The organism is Streptomyces tirandamycinicus, assembly GCF_003097515.1.
GTDB lineage: Bacteria > Actinomycetota > Actinomycetes > Streptomycetales > Streptomycetaceae > Streptomyces > Streptomyces tirandamycinicus.
The window spans coordinates 2,334,957-2,351,487 of the sequence record NZ_CP029188.1; the positions used below are offsets into that span (position 1 = coordinate 2,334,957).

The 16,531-nt window shown below is 72.1% G+C and carries 16 protein-coding genes; 7 read left to right on the top strand and 9 right to left on the bottom strand.

The window, feature by feature from the left end:
• The first annotated feature begins 84 nt into the window (after positions 1-84).
• Positions 85-1,668 carry an LCP family protein gene (locus DDW44_RS10265; RefSeq protein ID WP_483027305.1) on the top strand — a complete coding sequence of 528 codons (1,584 nt, stop codon included), beginning with the start codon at positions 85-87 and terminating at the stop codon, positions 1,666-1,668.
• Between the two features lie 66 nt (positions 1,669-1,734).
• On the opposite strand, the gene DDW44_RS10270 is transcribed toward DDW44_RS10265, so the two are convergent.
• On the bottom strand, positions 1,735-2,283 hold the full coding sequence (locus DDW44_RS10270) for an acyl-CoA thioesterase (RefSeq protein WP_026164960.1): 549 nt from the start codon (positions 2,281-2,283) through the stop codon (positions 1,735-1,737).
• 118 nt (positions 2,284-2,401) lie between these two features.
• On the opposite strand from DDW44_RS10270, the gene DDW44_RS10275 reads away from it, so the two are divergent.
• Complete coding sequence (locus DDW44_RS10275; RefSeq protein WP_170813470.1) at positions 2,402-3,619, top strand: LCP family protein; 1,218 nt, start codon at positions 2,402-2,404, stop codon at positions 3,617-3,619.
• A 305-nt stretch (positions 3,620-3,924) separates the two neighbouring features.
• Positions 3,925-4,365, top strand: coding sequence for an ATP-binding protein (locus tag DDW44_RS10280; protein ID WP_108906231.1), 441 nt, complete (start codon positions 3,925-3,927; stop codon positions 4,363-4,365).
• Between the two features lie 36 nt (positions 4,366-4,401).
• Here DDW44_RS10280 and DDW44_RS10285 read toward each other — a convergent pair whose 3' ends face one another.
• Both DDW44_RS10285 and DDW44_RS10290 read right to left on the bottom strand, forming a co-directional pair.
• The gene (locus DDW44_RS10285) at positions 4,402-5,325 is read right to left on the bottom strand and encodes an aminoglycoside phosphotransferase family protein (protein WP_027734736.1); all 924 of its coding nucleotides are present in this window, start codon (positions 5,323-5,325) and stop codon (positions 4,402-4,404) included.
• Between the two features lie 238 nt (positions 5,326-5,563).
• Positions 5,564-6,139: a carboxymuconolactone decarboxylase family protein gene (locus DDW44_RS10290; protein ID WP_027734737.1), complete on the bottom strand. Its 576-nt coding sequence runs from the start codon at positions 6,137-6,139 to the stop codon at positions 5,564-5,566.
• Positions 6,140-6,650: 511 nt separating this feature from the next.
• On the opposite strand from DDW44_RS10290, the gene DDW44_RS10295 reads away from it, so the two are divergent.
• Positions 6,651-7,646, top strand: coding sequence for a YHYH protein (locus tag DDW44_RS10295; protein ID WP_244223996.1), 996 nt, complete (start codon positions 6,651-6,653; stop codon positions 7,644-7,646).
• A 124-nt stretch (positions 7,647-7,770) separates the two neighbouring features.
• Here the strand turns inward: DDW44_RS10295 and DDW44_RS10300 are convergent, their stop codons facing one another.
• Complete coding sequence (locus tag DDW44_RS10300; protein WP_267805839.1) at positions 7,771-8,919, bottom strand: acyl-CoA dehydrogenase; 1,149 nt, start codon at positions 8,917-8,919, stop codon at positions 7,771-7,773.
• Between the two features lie 194 nt (positions 8,920-9,113).
• On the opposite strand from DDW44_RS10300, the gene DDW44_RS10305 reads away from it, so the two are divergent.
• Positions 9,114-10,454, top strand: a complete 1,341-nt coding sequence (locus tag DDW44_RS10305; protein WP_018889874.1) for a UDP-glucose dehydrogenase family protein — start codon at positions 9,114-9,116, stop codon at positions 10,452-10,454.
• Positions 10,455-10,466: 12 nt separating this feature from the next.
• On the opposite strand, the gene DDW44_RS10310 is transcribed toward DDW44_RS10305, so the two are convergent.
• Positions 10,467-10,829: a VOC family protein gene (locus DDW44_RS10310; protein WP_018889873.1), complete on the bottom strand. Its 363-nt coding sequence runs from the start codon at positions 10,827-10,829 to the stop codon at positions 10,467-10,469.
• Positions 10,830-10,925: 96 nt separating this feature from the next.
• Here DDW44_RS10310 and DDW44_RS10315 point away from each other — a divergent pair, with 96 nt between their 5' ends.
• Entirely contained in the window at positions 10,926-11,438 is a 513-nt protein-coding gene (locus DDW44_RS10315) for a CGNR zinc finger domain-containing protein (protein ID WP_108906233.1), read from the top strand.
• Positions 11,439-11,492: 54 nt separating this feature from the next.
• Here the strand turns inward: DDW44_RS10315 and DDW44_RS10320 are convergent, their stop codons facing one another.
• From DDW44_RS10320 to DDW44_RS10330, 3 genes are read right to left on the bottom strand one after another with little or no spacing between them, the layout of a single operon-like run.
• Positions 11,493-12,689 carry a dipeptidase gene (locus DDW44_RS10320; RefSeq protein ID WP_170813480.1) on the bottom strand — a complete coding sequence of 399 codons (1,197 nt, stop codon included), beginning with the start codon at positions 12,687-12,689 and terminating at the stop codon, positions 11,493-11,495.
• Between the two features lie 9 nt (positions 12,690-12,698).
• Positions 12,699-13,238, bottom strand: coding sequence for a 5-(carboxyamino)imidazole ribonucleotide mutase (purE, locus tag DDW44_RS10325; protein ID WP_017945845.1), 540 nt, complete (start codon positions 13,236-13,238; stop codon positions 12,699-12,701).
• Complete coding sequence (locus tag DDW44_RS10330) at positions 13,235-14,374, bottom strand: 5-(carboxyamino)imidazole ribonucleotide synthase (protein ID WP_078503339.1); 1,140 nt, start codon at positions 14,372-14,374, stop codon at positions 13,235-13,237. Before DDW44_RS10330 ends, purE begins: the two co-directional genes overlap by 4 nt.
• 175 nt (positions 14,375-14,549) lie before the next feature.
• Here DDW44_RS10330 and DDW44_RS10335 point away from each other — a divergent pair, with 175 nt between their 5' ends.
• Positions 14,550-15,059, top strand: a complete 510-nt coding sequence (locus DDW44_RS10335) for a GtrA family protein (protein WP_108906234.1) — start codon at positions 14,550-14,552, stop codon at positions 15,057-15,059.
• A 113-nt stretch (positions 15,060-15,172) separates the two neighbouring features.
• Here the strand turns inward: DDW44_RS10335 and DDW44_RS10340 are convergent, their stop codons facing one another.
• Positions 15,173-16,441: an ATP-binding protein gene (locus tag DDW44_RS10340; RefSeq protein WP_108908793.1), complete on the bottom strand. Its 1,269-nt coding sequence runs from the start codon at positions 16,439-16,441 to the stop codon at positions 15,173-15,175.
• Positions 16,442-16,531: the final 90 nt, after the last annotated feature.

Below are 16,531 nucleotides of genomic sequence, written 5' to 3' on the forward strand. Positions count from 1 at the left end.
TCCCCCCGGCCTCCCCGTGCCGCAGATCGTATGGGCCTACGGTGCTCAGGATCACCGGTCTGCTGCCCCGCGGAGGTGCCCCTCGTGCCCACACCGCCCCGCTCGCCCCGTCCGCGACCGGCGGCGGGCCGCCCCAGACCGGTTCCCAAGCCGGCGGCGGGCCGCCCCGGACCGGAGGCACAGCGTCGGCGCGGTACGGCACAGCGGCAGGGGACGGCGGGGAACGGCCGCCGGGGGCCGGCCCCGCGCACCCGCGGGCGGGGGCGGGCGGAGCGGCCCCGCTGGGGGATGCGGGTGGTGACGACCCTCTCGGTGCTGGTGCTCGGTGTGGGCGGCATCGGTCACGCCCTGGTGACGGGGCTGGACAGCGGGATCGGCCGGGTCGATCCCTTCAGGGACATGAAGAACCGCCCGGAGCACGGCAACGGGACGAACATCCTGCTCGTCGGCACCGACGGCCGGGACACGGTCACCAAGGAGGAGCGCCACAAGTACCGGCTGGGCGGAGCCCCCTGCCGCTGCACCGACACGATCATGCTGGTGCACATCTCCGAGGACCGGGGGCGGGCGAGCATCGTGAGCCTCCCCCGCGACTCGTACGCGGAGATCCCCGCCCACACGGACCTGACCACCGGCGAGAAGCACGGCCTGCACGCGGTGAAGCTGAACGCGGCGTACGCGGAGGGAGGGCCCGCGCTGACCGTACGGGCCGTGGAGGACCTGACCAGGGTGCGGGTCGACCACTACCTCGAAATCGACTTCCGCAGCTTCATGAGGACCGTCGACGCGATCGGCGGGGTGGAGGTCTGCACCGCCCGGCCGATGAAGGACACCCACTCCGGCCTCGACCTCAAGGCGGGCACGCACCGGCTCGACGGCGCGCAGGCACTGCAGTACGTGCGGGCCCGGCATGTCGACGGGGCGGCCGACCTGGGGCGGATGCAGCGCCAGCAGCGGTTCGTGGCGGCGCTGGTACAGCAGGCCACCAGCAGCGGGGTGCTGCTGAACCCGGTGAAGTTCCGCCAGGTCAGCACCGCGGCGCTGAACTCGGTACGGGCCGACCGGGGCTTCGGCACCGACCAGTTCCTCACGCTGGGCAAGGCGATGAGGGGCTTCACCCCGGCGTCGACGGAGTTCGTCTCCGTGCCCGTGAAGGACCCGAGCTTCCCGGTGAAGGGCGTCGGCTCGACGGTGAAGTGGGACCCGGTGAAGGCGGAGCGGCTCTTCCGGGCCGTGCGCGAGGACAGGCCGCTCGCCCCGGAACGTCCGCGGGCGGCCGCGTCCGCGCCCGCCGCCAAGGTCGTCGACGTCCCACCGCAGCAGGTCCGGGTGCAGGTCTACAACGGGACGCAGCTGGACGGGCTCGGCTCCCGGGTGGACTCCGCCCTGCGGGCGACCGGGTTCAACACCACGCGGACCCCGCTGAACGGCGGCAAGCGCGACGTGAAGCGCACCTTCATCACCTACGACCCGCGCTGGGACCGCTCGGCGAGGTCCCTGGCGGTGGCGCTGCCGGGCGCCGAGCTGCGCCCCGTGAAGGGCCAGGGCCCGACGCTCCATGTGACGGCGGGCTCCGGCTTCACCTCGGTGACCCCCGTCCGGGCGGAGACCCCGCGGCCCAGGGGCGCCTTCGGCGCCGTCACCGGCGACGAGGTCCTCTGCCGCTGACGCACCCGGCGGAGGGGACGGGGGCGGGTTCCCCAACTGAGCTGGTCCTCGTACCCCTCGGCTTCCCTAGTCCTCGTACCCCTCGGCCGCGCGGCGCTCGCGCAGTTCCTTGATGGCGCGCCGGCGGGCCAGCCGGTGGGTGCGGCGGATCTGCGCTTCCTGGTAGCGCCGCTTGTCGCGCTCCGTCTCGGGCACCACGGGCGGGACGGGACGGGGTTTGCCGTCCGCGTCGACGGCGGCGAACACCAGGTACGCGGAGCCGACCTGGGTCGCGGGGGCCGACTCGTTCCAGCGCTCGGCGAGCACCCTGACGCCGACCTCCATCGAGGACCGGCCGGTCCAGTTGACCTGGGCCTTCACATGTACGAGGTCGCCCACCCTGACCGGCTCCAGGAAGACCATCTCGTCCATGGAGGCCGTGACCGCCGGTCCGCCGGAGTGCCGGCCGGCCACGGCGCCCGCCGCGTCATCCACCAATTTCATGATCACGCCACCGTGCACCGTCCCCAGGAGGTTGGTGTCACTGTGCGTCATGATGTGGCTGAGGGTGGTACGCGAAGCCGATGTCGGCTTACCCGGAATATCGCTCTCCGAGCGCTGGGCCTGGTCTGTCATGCCCTCCACCCTATGCGGGCCCCGGGCACCGCGGCATTGCATCAGGTTCGCTACAGCCCCGGTGTGATTTGTCACCCGCCCTGTCGGGCTTTCGGCCACGGGCTGCACACTGTTGCGCATGAATGACTGGCCCGATGGATACGGACACGGCAGCCGGGGCGCGGAACCCGAGGGGCCGCGTGTGATGCGCCATGTGCGGCGACGCCCGATCCCGCAGCAGCCGCAGGGGTACGACGACAGGCACGACGCCCCGTACGACAGCGGCTACAACACGGGCCAGGTCTACGGTTCACCGTCCGGCAGGGGACGCGGCGGGTACGGCGGTCCCGGCGAACCGCCCGCCTACGGCCGCCCGGCCCCGGACTGGCGCCGGCGCCTCAAGGTCGGCTCGATCACCGTGCTGGTGCTGGCTCTCGGGGTCTCCATAGGCACCTACTTCTGGGCGGACTCCAAGATGCGCCGGGAGGTCGACCTCGCCAAGGTCATAGACCGGCCCGAGGAGGGCGACTGCACGACGTATCTGATCGTCGGCTCCGACAGCCGTGAGGGCATGTCCGCGGAGGACAAGAAGCGCCTGCACACCGGCTCCGCCGACGGCAAGCGCACCGACTCCATGATGATCCTCGCCGCCTGCGGCAGCGGGAACACCATGATCTCGCTCCCCCGCGACTCCGACGTGGAGATCCCGTCCTTCGTGGGCTCGGAGTCGGGCAAGACGTTCCCGGCCCAGGGCCGCCGGGTGAAGCTGAACGCGGCGTACGCGGAGGACGGCCCCGAGCTGCTGGTCCGCACCGTGGAGCACAACACCGGCCTGCGGATCGACCACTACGCGGAGATCGGCTTCGCCGGTTTCGCGAACATCGTGGACTCGCTCGGCGGCGTCGAGATGAACATTCCCAAGGCCTTCAAGGACGAGAAGTCCGGTGCCGACTTCCAGGCGGGCACGCAGACCCTGAACGGCGAGCAGGCCCTGGCCTTCGTCCGAACCCGGTACGCGTTCGCCGGTAGTGACCTGGACCGCACCAAGAACCAGCAGAAGTTCCTCGCCGCGCTGGCCAACCAGGCAGCGACGCCGGGCACGATCCTCAACCCGTTCAGGCTCTACCCGACGCTGGGCTCGGGCCTGGACACGCTGATCGTCGACAAGGACATGTCCCTGTTCGACCTGTCGGAGATGTTCTTCGCGATGAAGAGCGTCAACGGCGGCGACGGCACGTCGATGAACATGCCCATCTCCGGCAGCCGCGGCGGCAACCTGGTCTGGGACAAGGAGAAGGTGCGCCAGCTGACGAACCAGATCAAGAACGACGAGAAGGTCACCGTCACCGCGGACTGAGAACGTCACGGTTCGAGCAAGCGGACCCGTGCCGGGGCGCCGTGCCGGGGCGCCGGTTCTGCGGGCCCGCGCCGGGGCGCCGTTGCGCGGGCCCGCGGCCGGGTTCCGCCGGCCGGGGCGGTCCCCGGCCCGGGCGTCCCGTGCCCGGCGGTCAGCTTCCCACCGCGTACGCCACGAAGTCCCCCCATGCCTCGGGGGTGAAGCCGAGCCGCGCCATGGACGGGGCGGCTCAACGCCTGGACAGTCACTGTCCGTACACGCGGCGCTCTGTTCAGAGTACGAGCGAACCGGCCACGCTGAGTGATGTGAACGTGGAAATCACCCGAACCGAATCTTCCGCTCCTGCCCGGCAGTTCACCGTCCTGCTCTCCCCCACCCGCCGGGGAGCACGGCTCGCCCGGCTGCTCACCAGGGCCCAACTGGCGTGCTGGGCCATCCCGTCGGAGTCGGCGGCGCGAGTCGTCGCCGAACTGGCCGCCAACGCCGCGCTGCACGGGCGGGTACCGGGCAGGGACTTCCGGCTCCGTCTCGCCGTCGAGGACGAGGGCGGGCGCCTGCGGATCGAGGTCACCGACACCCGAGGCGACCGGCTGCCGCCCGGCCCCGGGACCCTCACCCCTCCCGCCGACGGCGCCGAGTCGGGGCGCGGCCTGCTGATCGTCGAAGCGCTCGCCGCACGGTGGGGAGTGATTGCGGGCCCCGTACCGGGCAAGACCGTGTGGGCCGAGCTCGACCTCGTACCGTGAACGGGCCCACCGCCGTCGCGCTCGGTGGTGCGGTGTTCAGTGGCGGGGCAGCGCCTCGGCCACGACGGTCTGGGAGGGGTCGATGGCGGTCCGGCGGTCCTCGATGTCCCACAGGGTGTTCTGCAGCAGTCGGGCCAGGGTCCAGACGGCCGCGCGCCGGCGGTCCAGCCCGAGCGCCTCGGTCAGCAGGTCGAAGCGGCGCCGCACCACCCGTGGAGCGTCCCCGGTGGCGTGGAGCCTCTCCCAGCCGGTGTCCAGCGCCGGCCACAGGTCGAAACCCGGGTCACCGACGAGGGGTTCGGGGTCGATGGCCAGCCACGGCTCGCGCTCGGCGGCGAGCACGTTTCCGTAGTGCAGGTCCCAGTGCAGCATCCGGTCGCCGGGCTCGCCGACCAACTCGGCGACCGCCGACGCCCAGCGTTGCAGCCGCTGCCGGTCCTCGGGGTCCGGCAGGGCGGCTACGGCCGCCGGTACGGACGCCAGCATGTCGCGCGCGACGTCACCGAGGCCGCGCAGACCCTCCGGTGCCGGGACGGAGTGCAGCCGGGCCATCAGCCCGGCCAGGGTGGTCAGGGCCACGTCGTCGTCCCCGACCGACGCCAGTGTGCGTGAGTCGTCCAGGCGCTCCAGCAGCGAGGCGCCGTTCGGCGGGTCGTGGTCGAGCAGCCGTACGATGCCGTCGCCGTTCCACGCTCGCAGTCCGATCAGCGCGGCGGTCGTCTCCTCGCGGGGCATCTGGAGCTTGAGCGCGGCGCGGGTGCCGTCGGTGCGGCGCACCGGCACCACCAGTGAGGCCTCGCCGGAGGCGAGGCCTCCGTCGCGCTCCAGCTCCCACCGGTCGAGCAGGTCCGCCACCAGCGCGGGCAGCCGCGCGATCCAGGCCCGTTCCCCCTCGCCACCGTTCCTCGTGTACGACGCGACCAAGGCGGCGGGGACTTCGATGCCCTGCGGCGAGCTCATGGGGTGTCCTCCGGGGGAGTGGGCTTCCCACCGCGGCCACAGGCAGGGCCGGGGGCCATGCGGCGGCTGCTTCGGCATCATGCCCTCGGCGGGGGGACACGGTCATGCCCGGCCCGGAGACCGGCGGCCCTCGTCGCAGGACCGCGAGGAGCACGACGGGATCGGCGAGGAGCACGACGGGATCGGCGAGGAGCACGACGGGATCGCGACGACGCGGACGAGCCCTTCGCCGGTCCGCTCAGCCGTGTCCGGTCGGTACCGAGAGGCCGTCATAGGCATCGGGCACCGTCTCGACCGGAACGCCGGTCGTATCGACGAAGCGCGTCAGCATGGGGAACCACGCCATGATCATGATGGCTCGCGCGGCCATGTCCTGACTGCCGTAGTGCGACACGAGCTCCCGCACCTGGTCGGCGCCGAGCTTTGCGTCGGCGGCCATGTCGTCGACCATGCGGCACAGCCGCCGGTGCCAGGGCGAGAGCCGGTCCAACTCGTCGTCCAGCACGGCCCGGCTCGCCTCGCGCGGGAGTCCGGCGGCCTCCGCCAGCACGAAGTGCTGCGGAATCTCGTAGTCCGAGCCGTTCTGGCGGAAGGTGCGCAGCGCGATGACCTCGCGGTCCGCACCGGGGAACCAGTCCTTTCCGAACATCACGGACAGCAGGGTCCGGTACTCGCGGGCCACTCCGGTTCTGGCGATCATGCGCCACACGTTGAGCGGCGGCATCGACGCGAGGAACTCCACCGTCTCCGGGGCGAGCTCGTCGTCCGTGGGCAGATCGAGCTTCGGCAGGTTCTCCTGGCGCAGGGTGTGCATGACGGCTCCTCTCTCTCCGCGCCCGGGCCGCACTCCGCGGGTGGCCCCGGGCCATCTCGGCGGCGTCTCCGCGCGGCGACGGCAGGACGAGCGCGACCCGGTCCCGCTCGTACTCCGCCGTGCACCGCCGCCGTGCACCGCCGCCGTGCTCGGCCGCGCACCGCGCGCACCGCGTGCCCGCCGCCCTCACCGGTCGGTTTGGACTGCTTGCCGCAGGGACGGTCCGACCCGCCGTCCCGATATCAGGCTGTCCAGACCGGCGGGAGAACTTCAACCGGACTCTCCCCGACCGCCCGCCTCCGGGTACAGCGTGCAACGGTGCGTGGCCGCGGCTGACGCAGCGGGCCGCTTGGGCCCCCGCGATCGGCTGCTCTCCGTGAGCACGCGGGCCTCCAGAGTCTCCGCGTCCCCGCGCCCCGCGCCCCGGCCAACGGAGCAGCGCCCGGCTGATTCCCGCCTACTCACAGGGAGTTCTCAGATCATCCACAGGCGCGGTCCCCACACTCGCCCCATGACACCAGAAGAGACCGATCCGCCCCGCCCCCCACGTCCCTCACGCCGGATCGTCCTGCTCGGGGGCCTCGCCGCCGCCCTGGGCGTGTCCGCCTGCGGAAGGACCATGGTCACGGGCGTCGCCGACTCCCCCGCGACGACCGGAGCGACCGCTCCCGCCGCCTCCTCCACCGTCGCCTCGACCGAGGTGACGGGCAGCTACTCCATCCGCGACAGCACCACCGGGACGGAGATGGACGTCACCGTCAGCGGCGACACCCGCTCCATCCGTGCCAACGGGCTGCCCAACCACACGACGGGCGACTTCCCCAACCCGGGAAACCCGAACACGATATCGGCGCAGTCCTACGCGTTCGAGCTGCCGCGGTACGGCACGAAGGCCCGGGAGCTCACGCGTCTCGCCCTGCCCCAGCCCTTCGGTATAGCGATCAACGGAGTGCTCTTCGATCCCCTCGCCGCCGAGTGGTACCAGCGCGACCCGCGGTCCGGCTGGACGATCGAGGCCATCGGCCCGAAGGGAACCCTGGGCCTGGACGACAACAACGCCCATGTGCAGCCGACCGGCGCGTACCACTACCACGGCATACCCACGGGGCTCGCGGGCGTACTGAAGTCCACCGCCCACTCGCCGCTGCTCGGCTGGGCCGGCGACGGATTCCCCGTCTACGCCCGCTACGGCTACACCGACCCCCGGGACCCGGCTTCCGGCATCAGCGACCTGACCCCCTCGTACCGTCTGCGGTCCGGGACCAGGAGCGGCGGGCCCGGCGGGGCCTATGACGGTACGTACACCGAGGACTTCGAGTTCGTCGAGGGACACGGCATGCTCGACCAGGCCAACGGGCGCTTCGCGGTCACGCCCGAGTATCCGGACGGGACGTACCACTACGTCCTGACCGCCGCGTTCCCCTTCGTCCCCCGCTACTTCGCGGGTACCGTCGCGGACAGTTTCGTCAAGGCGGGGGGCGGCCAGGGACCGCGCCCGGGCGCCTGACGGCCGTAGTCGACCCGGCGACCCGATGCCGCGGTGTGCGGCGCCCCCTTCCCGGTCCGGTGAAGGGGGCGCCGGGGATGGCGCGCGTGCCGTCGTACAGCCGGCTCCGGCACGCGGGGACCCGCTACGGCAGGTTGCGGGCCATGACGATCCGCTGGACCTGGTTGGTGCCCTCGTAGATCTGGGTGATCTTGGCGTCGCGCATCATGCGTTCCACCGGGTAGTCGCGGGTGTAGCCGTAGCCGCCGAGGAGCTGGACGGCGTCGGTGGTCACCTCCATGGCCACGTCCGACGCGAAGCACTTGGCGGCGGCGCCCTGGAAGGTGAGGTCGCCGTCGTTCCGCTCGGACTTGGCCGCGGCCGCGTAGGTCAGCTGGCGGGCGGCCTCGACCTTCATCGCCATGTCGGCGAGCATGAACTGGACGCCCTGGAAGTCGGCGATCGGCTTGCCGAACTGCCTGCGCTCGCGGACGTAGCCCTTGGCGTAGTCGAGGGCGCCCTGCGCGATGCCGAGGGCCTGCGCCGCGATGGTGATGCGGGTGTGGTCCAGGGTCTTCATGGCCGTGGCGAAGCCCGTGCCCTCGGCGCCGATGATGCGGTCGGCGGGGATGCGGACGTTGTCGAGGTAGACCTCGCGGGTCGGGGAGCCCTTGATCCCGAGCTTCTTCTCGGGTGCGCCGAACGACACGCCCTCGTCGGACTTCTCGACGACGAAGGCGGAGATGCCCTTGGAGCGCTTCTCGGGGTCGGTGACGGCCATCACCGTGTAGAACTCGGACTCACCGGCGTTGGTGATCCAGCGCTTGACACCGTTGAGGACCCAGAAGTCGCCGTCGCGCACCGCGCGGGTCTTCATGCCGGCCGCGTCGGAGCCCGCGTCCGGCTCGGAGAGGCAGTACGAGAACATCGCGTCGCCCTTGGCGAGCGGGCCCAGGTACTTCTTCTTCAGCTCCTCGGAACCGGAGAGGATCACCGGCAGCGAGCCCAGCTTGTTGACCGCGGGGATCAGCGAGGACGAGGCGCAGACGCGGGCGACCTCCTCGATGACGAGCACGGTCGCGAGCGCGTCGGCGCCGGCGCCGCCGTACTCCTCCGGGACGTGCACGGCGTGCAGGTCCGCGGCCACCAGCGCGTCCAGGGCCTCCTGCGGGAAGCGGGCCTCTTCGTCGACTGCGGCCGCGAACGGCGCGATCTTCGCCTCGGCCAGCGAGCGGACCGTCTCCCTGAGCATGTCGTGCTCTTCGGACGGGCGGTACAGGTCGAAGTCAGGCACTGTGCTTCTCTCCCTTGGGCGCCAAGGTCTTTCACTCCCCTGAGCAACTGCTAATTACCGTTAAGTAACACAAACTCTAGTGGTCAGGGCCCGCCCAGGCATAGGTGAGCTTGCCGACAGCGGGAAAATGCCCTCACGCGCTCCCGGTTATGCTCGGGCCCGCAGTCCCTCCGCCCACCCCCAGGAGCAACCCCATGGCCCTCAAGATCACCGTGATCGGCACCGGGTACCTCGGCGCCACGCACGCAGCGGCGATGGCGGAGCTGGGGTTCGAGGTCCTGGGCCTGGACGTCGTCCCGGAGAAGGTCGCGACGCTGGCCGCGGGGCGGGTCCCGATGTACGAGCCGGGCCTGGAGGAACTGCTCCACCGCCATGTCGCCGGCCTGGAGGGATCCAGCGGGCGGCTGCGCTTCACCACGTCGTGGGACGAGCTGGAGGACTTCGGCGGAGACGTCCACTTCGTCTGCGTGAACACCCCGCAGAAGCACGGCGAGTACGCCTGCGACATGTCGTACGTGGACGCCGCGTTCGCCTCGCTGGCACCTCGGGTGAAGGGCGGCGCGCTGGTCGTCGGCAAGTCCACCGTGCCGGTCGGCTCGGCGGACCGGCTCGCCCGTCTGCTCGCCGAGCATGCGCCCGAAGGAGTGGACCTGGCCTGGAACCCCGAGTTCCTGCGCGAGGGCTTCGCCGTCCGGGACACCCTGCACCCGGACCGCATCGTGGTGGGCGTGGACGGCGAGCGGGCCGAGAAGCTGCTGCGCGAGGTGTACGCCACACCGATCGCCGAGGGCTCGCCGTTCGTGGTGACGGACTTCCCCACGGCGGAGCTGGTGAAGACCTCCGCGAACTCGTTCCTCGCCACGAAGATCTCGTTCATCAACGCCATGGCGGAGGTGTGCGAGGCGGCCGGTGGCGACGTGGTGAAGCTGGCCGAGGCGATCGGCCACGACGAGCGGATCGGCAAGAAGTTCCTGCGGGCCGGGATCGGCTTCGGAGGCGGCTGCCTGCCCAAGGACATCCGCGCGTTCATGGCACGCGCCGGTGAGCTCGGCGCCGACCAGGCGCTGACGTTCCTGCGCGAGGTCGACTCGATCAACATGCGCCGCCGCGGTCACATGGTGGAGCTCGCCCGGGAGGCCGTGGGCGGCGGGTCCTTCCTGGGCACCCGGGTCGCCGTGCTGGGAGCGACGTTCAAGCCGGACTCGGACGACGTCCGCGACTCGCCGGCACTGAACGTCGCCGGGCAGATCCACCTCCAGGGCGGCCAGGTCACCGTCTACGACCCCAAGGGCATGGACAACGCCCGGCTGGTCTTCCCCACGCTCGGCTACGCGGACAGCGCACTGGAGGCCGTGCGCGGCGCTGACGTCGTGCTGCATCTGACCGAGTGGCGCGAGTTCCGTGAGCTCGACCCGGCGGCGCTGGGCGAGGTGGCGTTCCGCCGGATCGTGCTCGACGGGCGCAACGCGCTGGACGGGACGAAGTGGCGCGAGGCCGGCTGGACGTACCGGGCGATGGGCCGGCCCCGCGCCTGAGCAGCCGCCGTCTCAGCCGGCGCAGAGGCAGAACGGGTGACCGGCGGGGTCCGCGTAGACGCGGAAGCCGCGTGAGCGGTCGTCGACGTCCAGCGGCTTCGCGCCGAGCGCCAGCACCCGGGCCTCGGCGGCGTCCATGTCCTCGACGGTCAGGTCGAGGTGGAACTGCTGCGAGGACTCCGGCGACGGCCATGCGGGAGCGGTGTGCCCCGGGGCCGCCTGGAAGGCGAGCGGCGTGCCCCGGTATCCGGTGAGGGTGACCCAGTCGTCGCCGTCCCGCTCCACCGCGGCGCCGAGGATCTCTGCGTAGAAGGCGGCGAGTGCGCGCGGGTCGGCGCAGTCCAGGACGACGGTCCCCAGTGTGGCGATGGCCATGGTGCTTCCTCTCGTACGGACGGACGGTTACCGGTGAAGAGCTTTTACCGGTAACGCGTGACCACATGTTCCCGCAGTGGCGGTAACGTCGCAACCATGAATGACAGGGCTCCGGCACCCGGCGGGCTCGCGCTGATCGAGTCGCTGGTCAACACGCTGAGCGTCGACACGGGCGCGGACGCGCTGGACACCGCGGACGGACGCGCGGCGTTCGGGCTCGGGGAGGCGGAGGTACCGGCCGCGAGGGAACTGCGCGAGGCGCTGCGGGCCGCGTGCCTGGCGCACGCCGGTCACACCGCGCCCGGGCGCCGCGCCTCGGACCTGGACCGGATCCTGGCGGGCGCGCCGCTGCGCGTCCGGGTGGACGACACCGGCTCCGCGACCCTCCGCCCCGCGGCCGAACCGGCCGACCTGGCCTCCCGCGTCGCGGCGGCCATCGCGGAGGCGACCGCCGACGGGACCTGGGCGCGGCTGAAGGCGTGCCAGGCGGAGGACTGCCTCTGGGCCTACTACGACCGCAGTCCCGCGGGCCGCAGCCGCTGGTGCTCCATGGCGGTCTGCGGCAGCCGCGCGAAGATGCGGGCTTACCGGTCGCGCCGGGGCGGGTAGGCGGACGCGGCGAGGCAGGCGGGCGCGGCGAGGCGGGCGCGGGGTGCCCGCAGGTCACCGCCCGGGCGTGCTCGCCGTCGACTGGAGCGTCGCGTTCGAGGGGGCGCGGCGGGACCGGAGGTCGCGCGCGACGGATTCCGCGTCGCGGAGGACGCGGACCGCGTTCTGCCAGGTGAGCTTCGCCAGCTCGGGGCGGGACCAGCCGCGGCGCAGGAGTTCCGCGATCAGGTTGGGGTAGCCCGCCACGTCCTCCAGGCCGGCCGGGGTGAACGCGGTGCCGTCGAAGTCGCCGCCGATGCCGATGTGGTCGATGCCGGCCGCCTCGCGCATGTGGTCGAGATGGTCCGCGACCGTGGCCGCCGTCGCCATCGGGCGCGGGTGCTCCGCCTCGTACGCCCGCTGGACCTTCATGCCCGCCTCGGTCGTGTCGAGGGGGTGGAGGCCGTGCGCCCGCATGTTCTCGTCCGCCGCGCTGGTCCAGGCGACCGCGGCCGTCAGGACGAACTTCGGGACGAACGTCGCCATCGCCACGCCGCCGTTCGCCGGGAGCCGCTCCAGCACGTCGTCGGGGATGTTGCGCGGGTGGTCGCAGATCGCCCGGGCGGAGGAGTGGGAGAAGATCACCGGGGCGGCGGACGTGTCCAGGGCGTCCCGCATCGTCGTCGCGGCGACGTGCGAGAGGTCGACGAGCATGCCCGTGCGGTTCATCTCCCGTACGACCTCGCGGCCGAACGCGGACAGCCCGCCGAACCGCGGCTCGTCGGTCGCCGAGTCCGCCCAGTCGTTGTTGTCGTTGTGCGTCAGCGTCATGTAGCGGACGCCGAGCGCGTACAGCGCACGCAGCGTGGCGAGCGAGTTGTTGATGGAGTGGCCGCCCTCCGCCCCCATGAGGGAGGCGATACGGCCCTCCTCGCGCGCCGACTCCATGTCGTCGGCGGTCAGGGCGCGCACCAGGTCCGCCGGGTAGCGGGCCAGCAGCCGGTCCACCGCGTCGATCTGCTCCAGCGTGGCGCTGACCGCCTGGTCGCCGGCCATGTCGCTGCGCACGAACACCGACCAGAACTGGGCTCCGACGCCGCCGGCCCTCAGCCTCGGGATGTCGGTGTGGAGTCTGCCCGTCTGGTCGGTCGCGATGTCACGGCGGTCCAGGTCGTAGCGGACCTGCTCGCGCAGCGCCCACGGAAGATCGTTGTGACCGTCCACGACGGGAAAGGAAGTGAGCAGGGAACGGGCTTCGGCGAGAAAATCCACGGTCGCAGCCTACTTGCCGAACCCGAAGTCGGCCGATCCCTCCACCTTGCTCCGCAGCCGCCTGCCCTTCTCCGTCGCCTGGTCGTTCAGCTCCTGCTGGAAGTCCCGCATCCGGGCCAGCAGGTCGGCGTCCCGGGTGGCGAGGATCCGGGCCGCGAGCAGACCGGCGTTGCGGGCCCCGGCCACCGACACGGTCGCCACCGGCACGCCGGCGGGCATCTGCACGATCGACAGCAGCGAGTCCATGCCGTCGAGGTACCGCAGCGGCACGGGCACGCCGATCACCGGCAGCGGGGTGACGGAGGCGAGCATGCCGGGCAGATGGGCGGCTCCGCCCGCGCCCGCGATGATCGCCTTGAGCCCCCGGTCGGCCGCCTGCTCGCCGTACGCGATCATCTCGCGCGGCATCCGGTGCGCGGAGACGACGTCCACCTCGTAGGGGATCTCGAACTCGTCCAGGGCCTGGGCGGCGTTCTCCATGACGGGCCAGTCGGAGTCCGAGCCCATGACGATGCCGACGAGGGGGGCCGAGTCGGGAGCGGTGGTCATTCGGTGATCGTTCCTCTGAGGTAGTCGGCCGCGTGGCGGGCGCGCGCGAGCACGTCGTCCAGGTCGTCGCCGTAGGTGTTGACGTGCCCGACCTTGCGGCCCGGCTTCACGTCCTTGCCGTACATGTGGATCTTCAGCTGCGGGTCCCGGGCCATGCAGTGCAGATAGCCCTGGTACATGTCCGGGTAGTCGCCGCCGAGGACGTTCGCCATGACCGTCCACGTCGCCCGGGGCCTGGGGTCGCCGAGCGGCAGGTCGAGCACGGCCCGCACGTGGTTGGCGAACTGGGACGTGACGGCTCCGTCCTGGGTCCAGTGCCCGGAGTTGTGCGGGCGCATCGCCAGTTCGTTGACGAGGATGCGGCCGTCCGTGGTCTCGAAGAGCTCGACCGCAAGATGGCCGACCACGCCGAGCTCCTGCGCGATGCGCAGTGCGAGCTGCTGGGCCTGCCCGGCCAGTTCCCCGTCGAGGTCCGGGGCGGGGGCGATCACGGTGTCGCAGACGCCGTCGACCTGCCGCGACTCGACGACGGGGTAGGCGACCGCCTGGCCGTGCGGGGAGCGGACGACGTTGGCGGCGAGCTCGCGGCGGTAGTCGACCTTCTCCTCGGCGAGGACGGGCACCCCGGCGCGGAACGGCGGCTCGGCGTCCTGCTCGCTCCGTACGAACCAGACGCCCTTGCCGTCGTAGCCGCCGCGCACGGTCTTCAGGATCACCGGGAAGCCCCCCACCTCCGCCGCGAAGGCGGCCGCGTCGGCCGGGTCGGCGACGATGCGGTGGCGCGGGCAGGGCGCGCCGATCGCGTCGAGCCGGGCGCGCATCACCCCCTTGTCCTGGGCGTGCACCAGCGCGTCCGGGCCCGGGCGGACGGGTACGCCCTCCGCCTCCAGGGCCCGCAGGTGCCCGGTGGGCACGTGCTCGTGGTCGAAGGTGATCACGTCGCAGCCGCGGGCGAAGTCACGGAGGGTGTCCAGGTCCCGGTAGTCGCCGACGACGACCTCGCCGGCGACCAGCGCCGCCGAGTCCTGGGGGGTGTCACTGAGGAGCTTGAACCTGATGCCGAGGGGGATGCCTGCCTCGTGTGTCATACGGGCGAGCTGTCCGCCGCCGACCATGCCGACTACGGGAAACGTCACCCTCCCAGGGTATCCGGAGCTCCGTACGGTCCCGTCCGCCCCTCCGCTTCGTACGATCCCACAAGGGTGGAGGGCCGGGCGGGGCTCCCGCGCGGCCGTCCACCGGGCACGCGGGTGAGGCGCTGGTTAGAGTGGTCTGGTTGAGGTAGTCGACCGGACGGGACCAGCGAACACCATGAGCGAACGGGGCGCACTGCGTGTGCGACTGAACCGGCTCGCGCGCGAGGTCGCCAAGTTCGGCGCTGTCGGCGCCATGGGCCTCCTGGTCAACATGGCGGTCTTCAACCTGCTGCGGCAGACCACCGAGATCCCGGTGGTGCGCGCCAGCCTCCTCGCCACGGTCGTCGCCATCCTGTTCAACTACGTGGGCTTCCGCTACTTCACCTACCGGGATCGGGACAAGAGCGGCCGCACCAAGGAGCTCACCCTGTTCCTGCTGTTCAGCGCGGTGGGCCTGGTGATCGAGAACGGTGTGCTGTACGTCGCGACCTACGGCTTCGGCTGGGACGGCCCGCTGCAGAGCAACGTGTTCAAGTTCCTCGGGATCGCCGTGGCGACGCTGTTCCGGTTCTGGTCGTACCGCACCTGGGTCTTCCGGGCCCTGCCCGCCCGCGAGGCCGTGCAGACCGCGGAGTCGTTCCTGGAGCAGCGGCGTACGGAGCAGCCCGACCGCGTCGGCAGCTGACCCGGCTCGCCCGGCGGGTTCCCCCGGTCCGGCCCACCCGGCGGCATTCCCCCCGGTCCGGACCGCCCGGTGCATTCCCGGGGGCGGATCGCTCGCCGCGCCCCGGCTCGTCGTCAGCGCACCGTGCGCTCCGGCTCCTGCTCGCGCGGGCGCGCCTCCCGGCTCAGGAACAGGGCGAACACCGCGGGCTGCTGCTGCAGCAGCTCCAGCCGCCCGCCGTCCGCCTCCGCGAGGTCCCGGGCCACCGCGAGGCCGATGCCCGTCGAGTTCCGCCCGCTGATGGCGCGCTCGAAGATCCGCGCCCCCAGGTCGTACGGTACGCCGGGACCCTCGTCGGTCACCTCGATGACGGCCTGGTTGCCGGTGACCCGCGTGCGCAGGGCCACCGTGCCGCGCCCGTGCATCAGCGAGTTCTCGATCAGGGCGGCCAGGACCTGGGCCACGGCCCCCGGGGTGCCGACGGCCCTCATCCCCTGCTTGCCGGAGCAGACGATGGCGCGTCCCGCGCTGCGGTACGCCGGGCGCCACTCCTCGATCTGCTGCTTGACGACCTCGTCGAGGTCGAAGGCGACGGCGGACCCGGTCCGCGGGTCCCGGGCGTTGGTGAGCAGCCGCTCCACCACGTCGGTGAGGCGTTCCACCTGGGTGAGGGCGACGTGCGCCTCCTCCTTGACGATGTCCGGGTCGTCGGTGGCGTAGATCTCCTCCAGCCGCATCGAGAGAGCGGTCAGGGGGGTACGGAGCTGGTGGGACGCGTCCGCGGCGAGCCGCCGCTCGGCGGTGAGCATCCGGGCGATCCGCTCGGCGCTGGCGTCCAGGACGTCGGCGACACGGTCGAGTTCGGGGACCCCGTAGCGCTTGCGGCGGGGCCGGGGGTCACCGGAGCCCAGCCGCTCCGCGGTCTCGGCGAGGTCGGTCAGCGGCGAGGCGAGCCGGTTGGCCTGCCGTACCGCGAGCAGTACCGCGGCGACGACGGCGAGCAGCGCCACCGCCGCGATGATCATGAGGGAGCGGCCGACCTCGCGGGTCACGGTGGCGCGGGACTCCTCGACGGTGACCCGCTCGCCCAGTTCACCGGCCGCGGTGCCGCGGATCACGCTGCCGGAGGGCCGCTGCCCCACTTCGACCGGCGGGTTTCCGGGAATCTCGATCCTGGCGAAGCGGTCGGGACCGATCTGCTCGGCCAGCACCCCGTCGTCGACCCGCTCCTGTTCCAGCACCTTGGCCTCGATGACGCTGACCAGCCGAAGCGCCTCGGAGTCGACGCTCTCCTGGGCGCTGTTGCCGATGGTCCGCGTCTCGACGATGACGAGCGACACGCCGAAGACGGCGATCACCACGAGCACCACGGCCAGGGTGGAGTTGATCAGTCGGCGGCGCACGGTGCCCTCCGGGCGGGTCTTGCGGTCCTGCGGGGGCCGGGCCCCGCGGTCCTTGCCGTTCTGCGGGCCGCCCGGCCTCGGGCCACCCAC

What these genes read in the sequence shown, in the direction of transcription:
- DDW44_RS10270 (WP_026164960.1), bottom strand. Translation starts at nt 2,283, where the DNA reads ATGACAGACCAGGCCCAGCGCTCGGAGAGCGATATTCCGGGTAAGCCG.
- DDW44_RS10315 (WP_108906233.1), top strand. Translation starts at nt 10,926, where the DNA reads ATGAATGACAGGGCTCCGGCACCCGGCGGGCTCGCGCTGATCGAGTCG.
- DDW44_RS10295 (WP_244223996.1), top strand. Translation starts at nt 6,651, where the DNA reads ATGACACCAGAAGAGACCGATCCGCCCCGCCCCCCACGTCCCTCACGC.
- DDW44_RS10290 (WP_027734737.1), bottom strand. Translation starts at nt 6,139, where the DNA reads ATGCACACCCTGCGCCAGGAGAACCTGCCGAAGCTCGATCTGCCCACG.
- DDW44_RS10305 (WP_018889874.1), top strand. Translation starts at nt 9,114, where the DNA reads ATGGCCCTCAAGATCACCGTGATCGGCACCGGGTACCTCGGCGCCACG.
- purE (WP_017945845.1), bottom strand. Translation starts at nt 13,238, where the DNA reads ATGACCACCGCTCCCGACTCGGCCCCCCTCGTCGGCATCGTCATGGGC.
- DDW44_RS10275 (WP_170813470.1), top strand. Translation starts at nt 2,402, where the DNA reads ATGAATGACTGGCCCGATGGATACGGACACGGCAGCCGGGGCGCGGAA.
- DDW44_RS10335 (WP_108906234.1), top strand. Translation starts at nt 14,550, where the DNA reads ATGAGCGAACGGGGCGCACTGCGTGTGCGACTGAACCGGCTCGCGCGC.
- DDW44_RS10310 (WP_018889873.1), bottom strand. Translation starts at nt 10,829, where the DNA reads ATGGCCATCGCCACACTGGGGACCGTCGTCCTGGACTGCGCCGACCCG.
- DDW44_RS10285 (WP_027734736.1), bottom strand. Translation starts at nt 5,325, where the DNA reads ATGAGCTCGCCGCAGGGCATCGAAGTCCCCGCCGCCTTGGTCGCGTCG.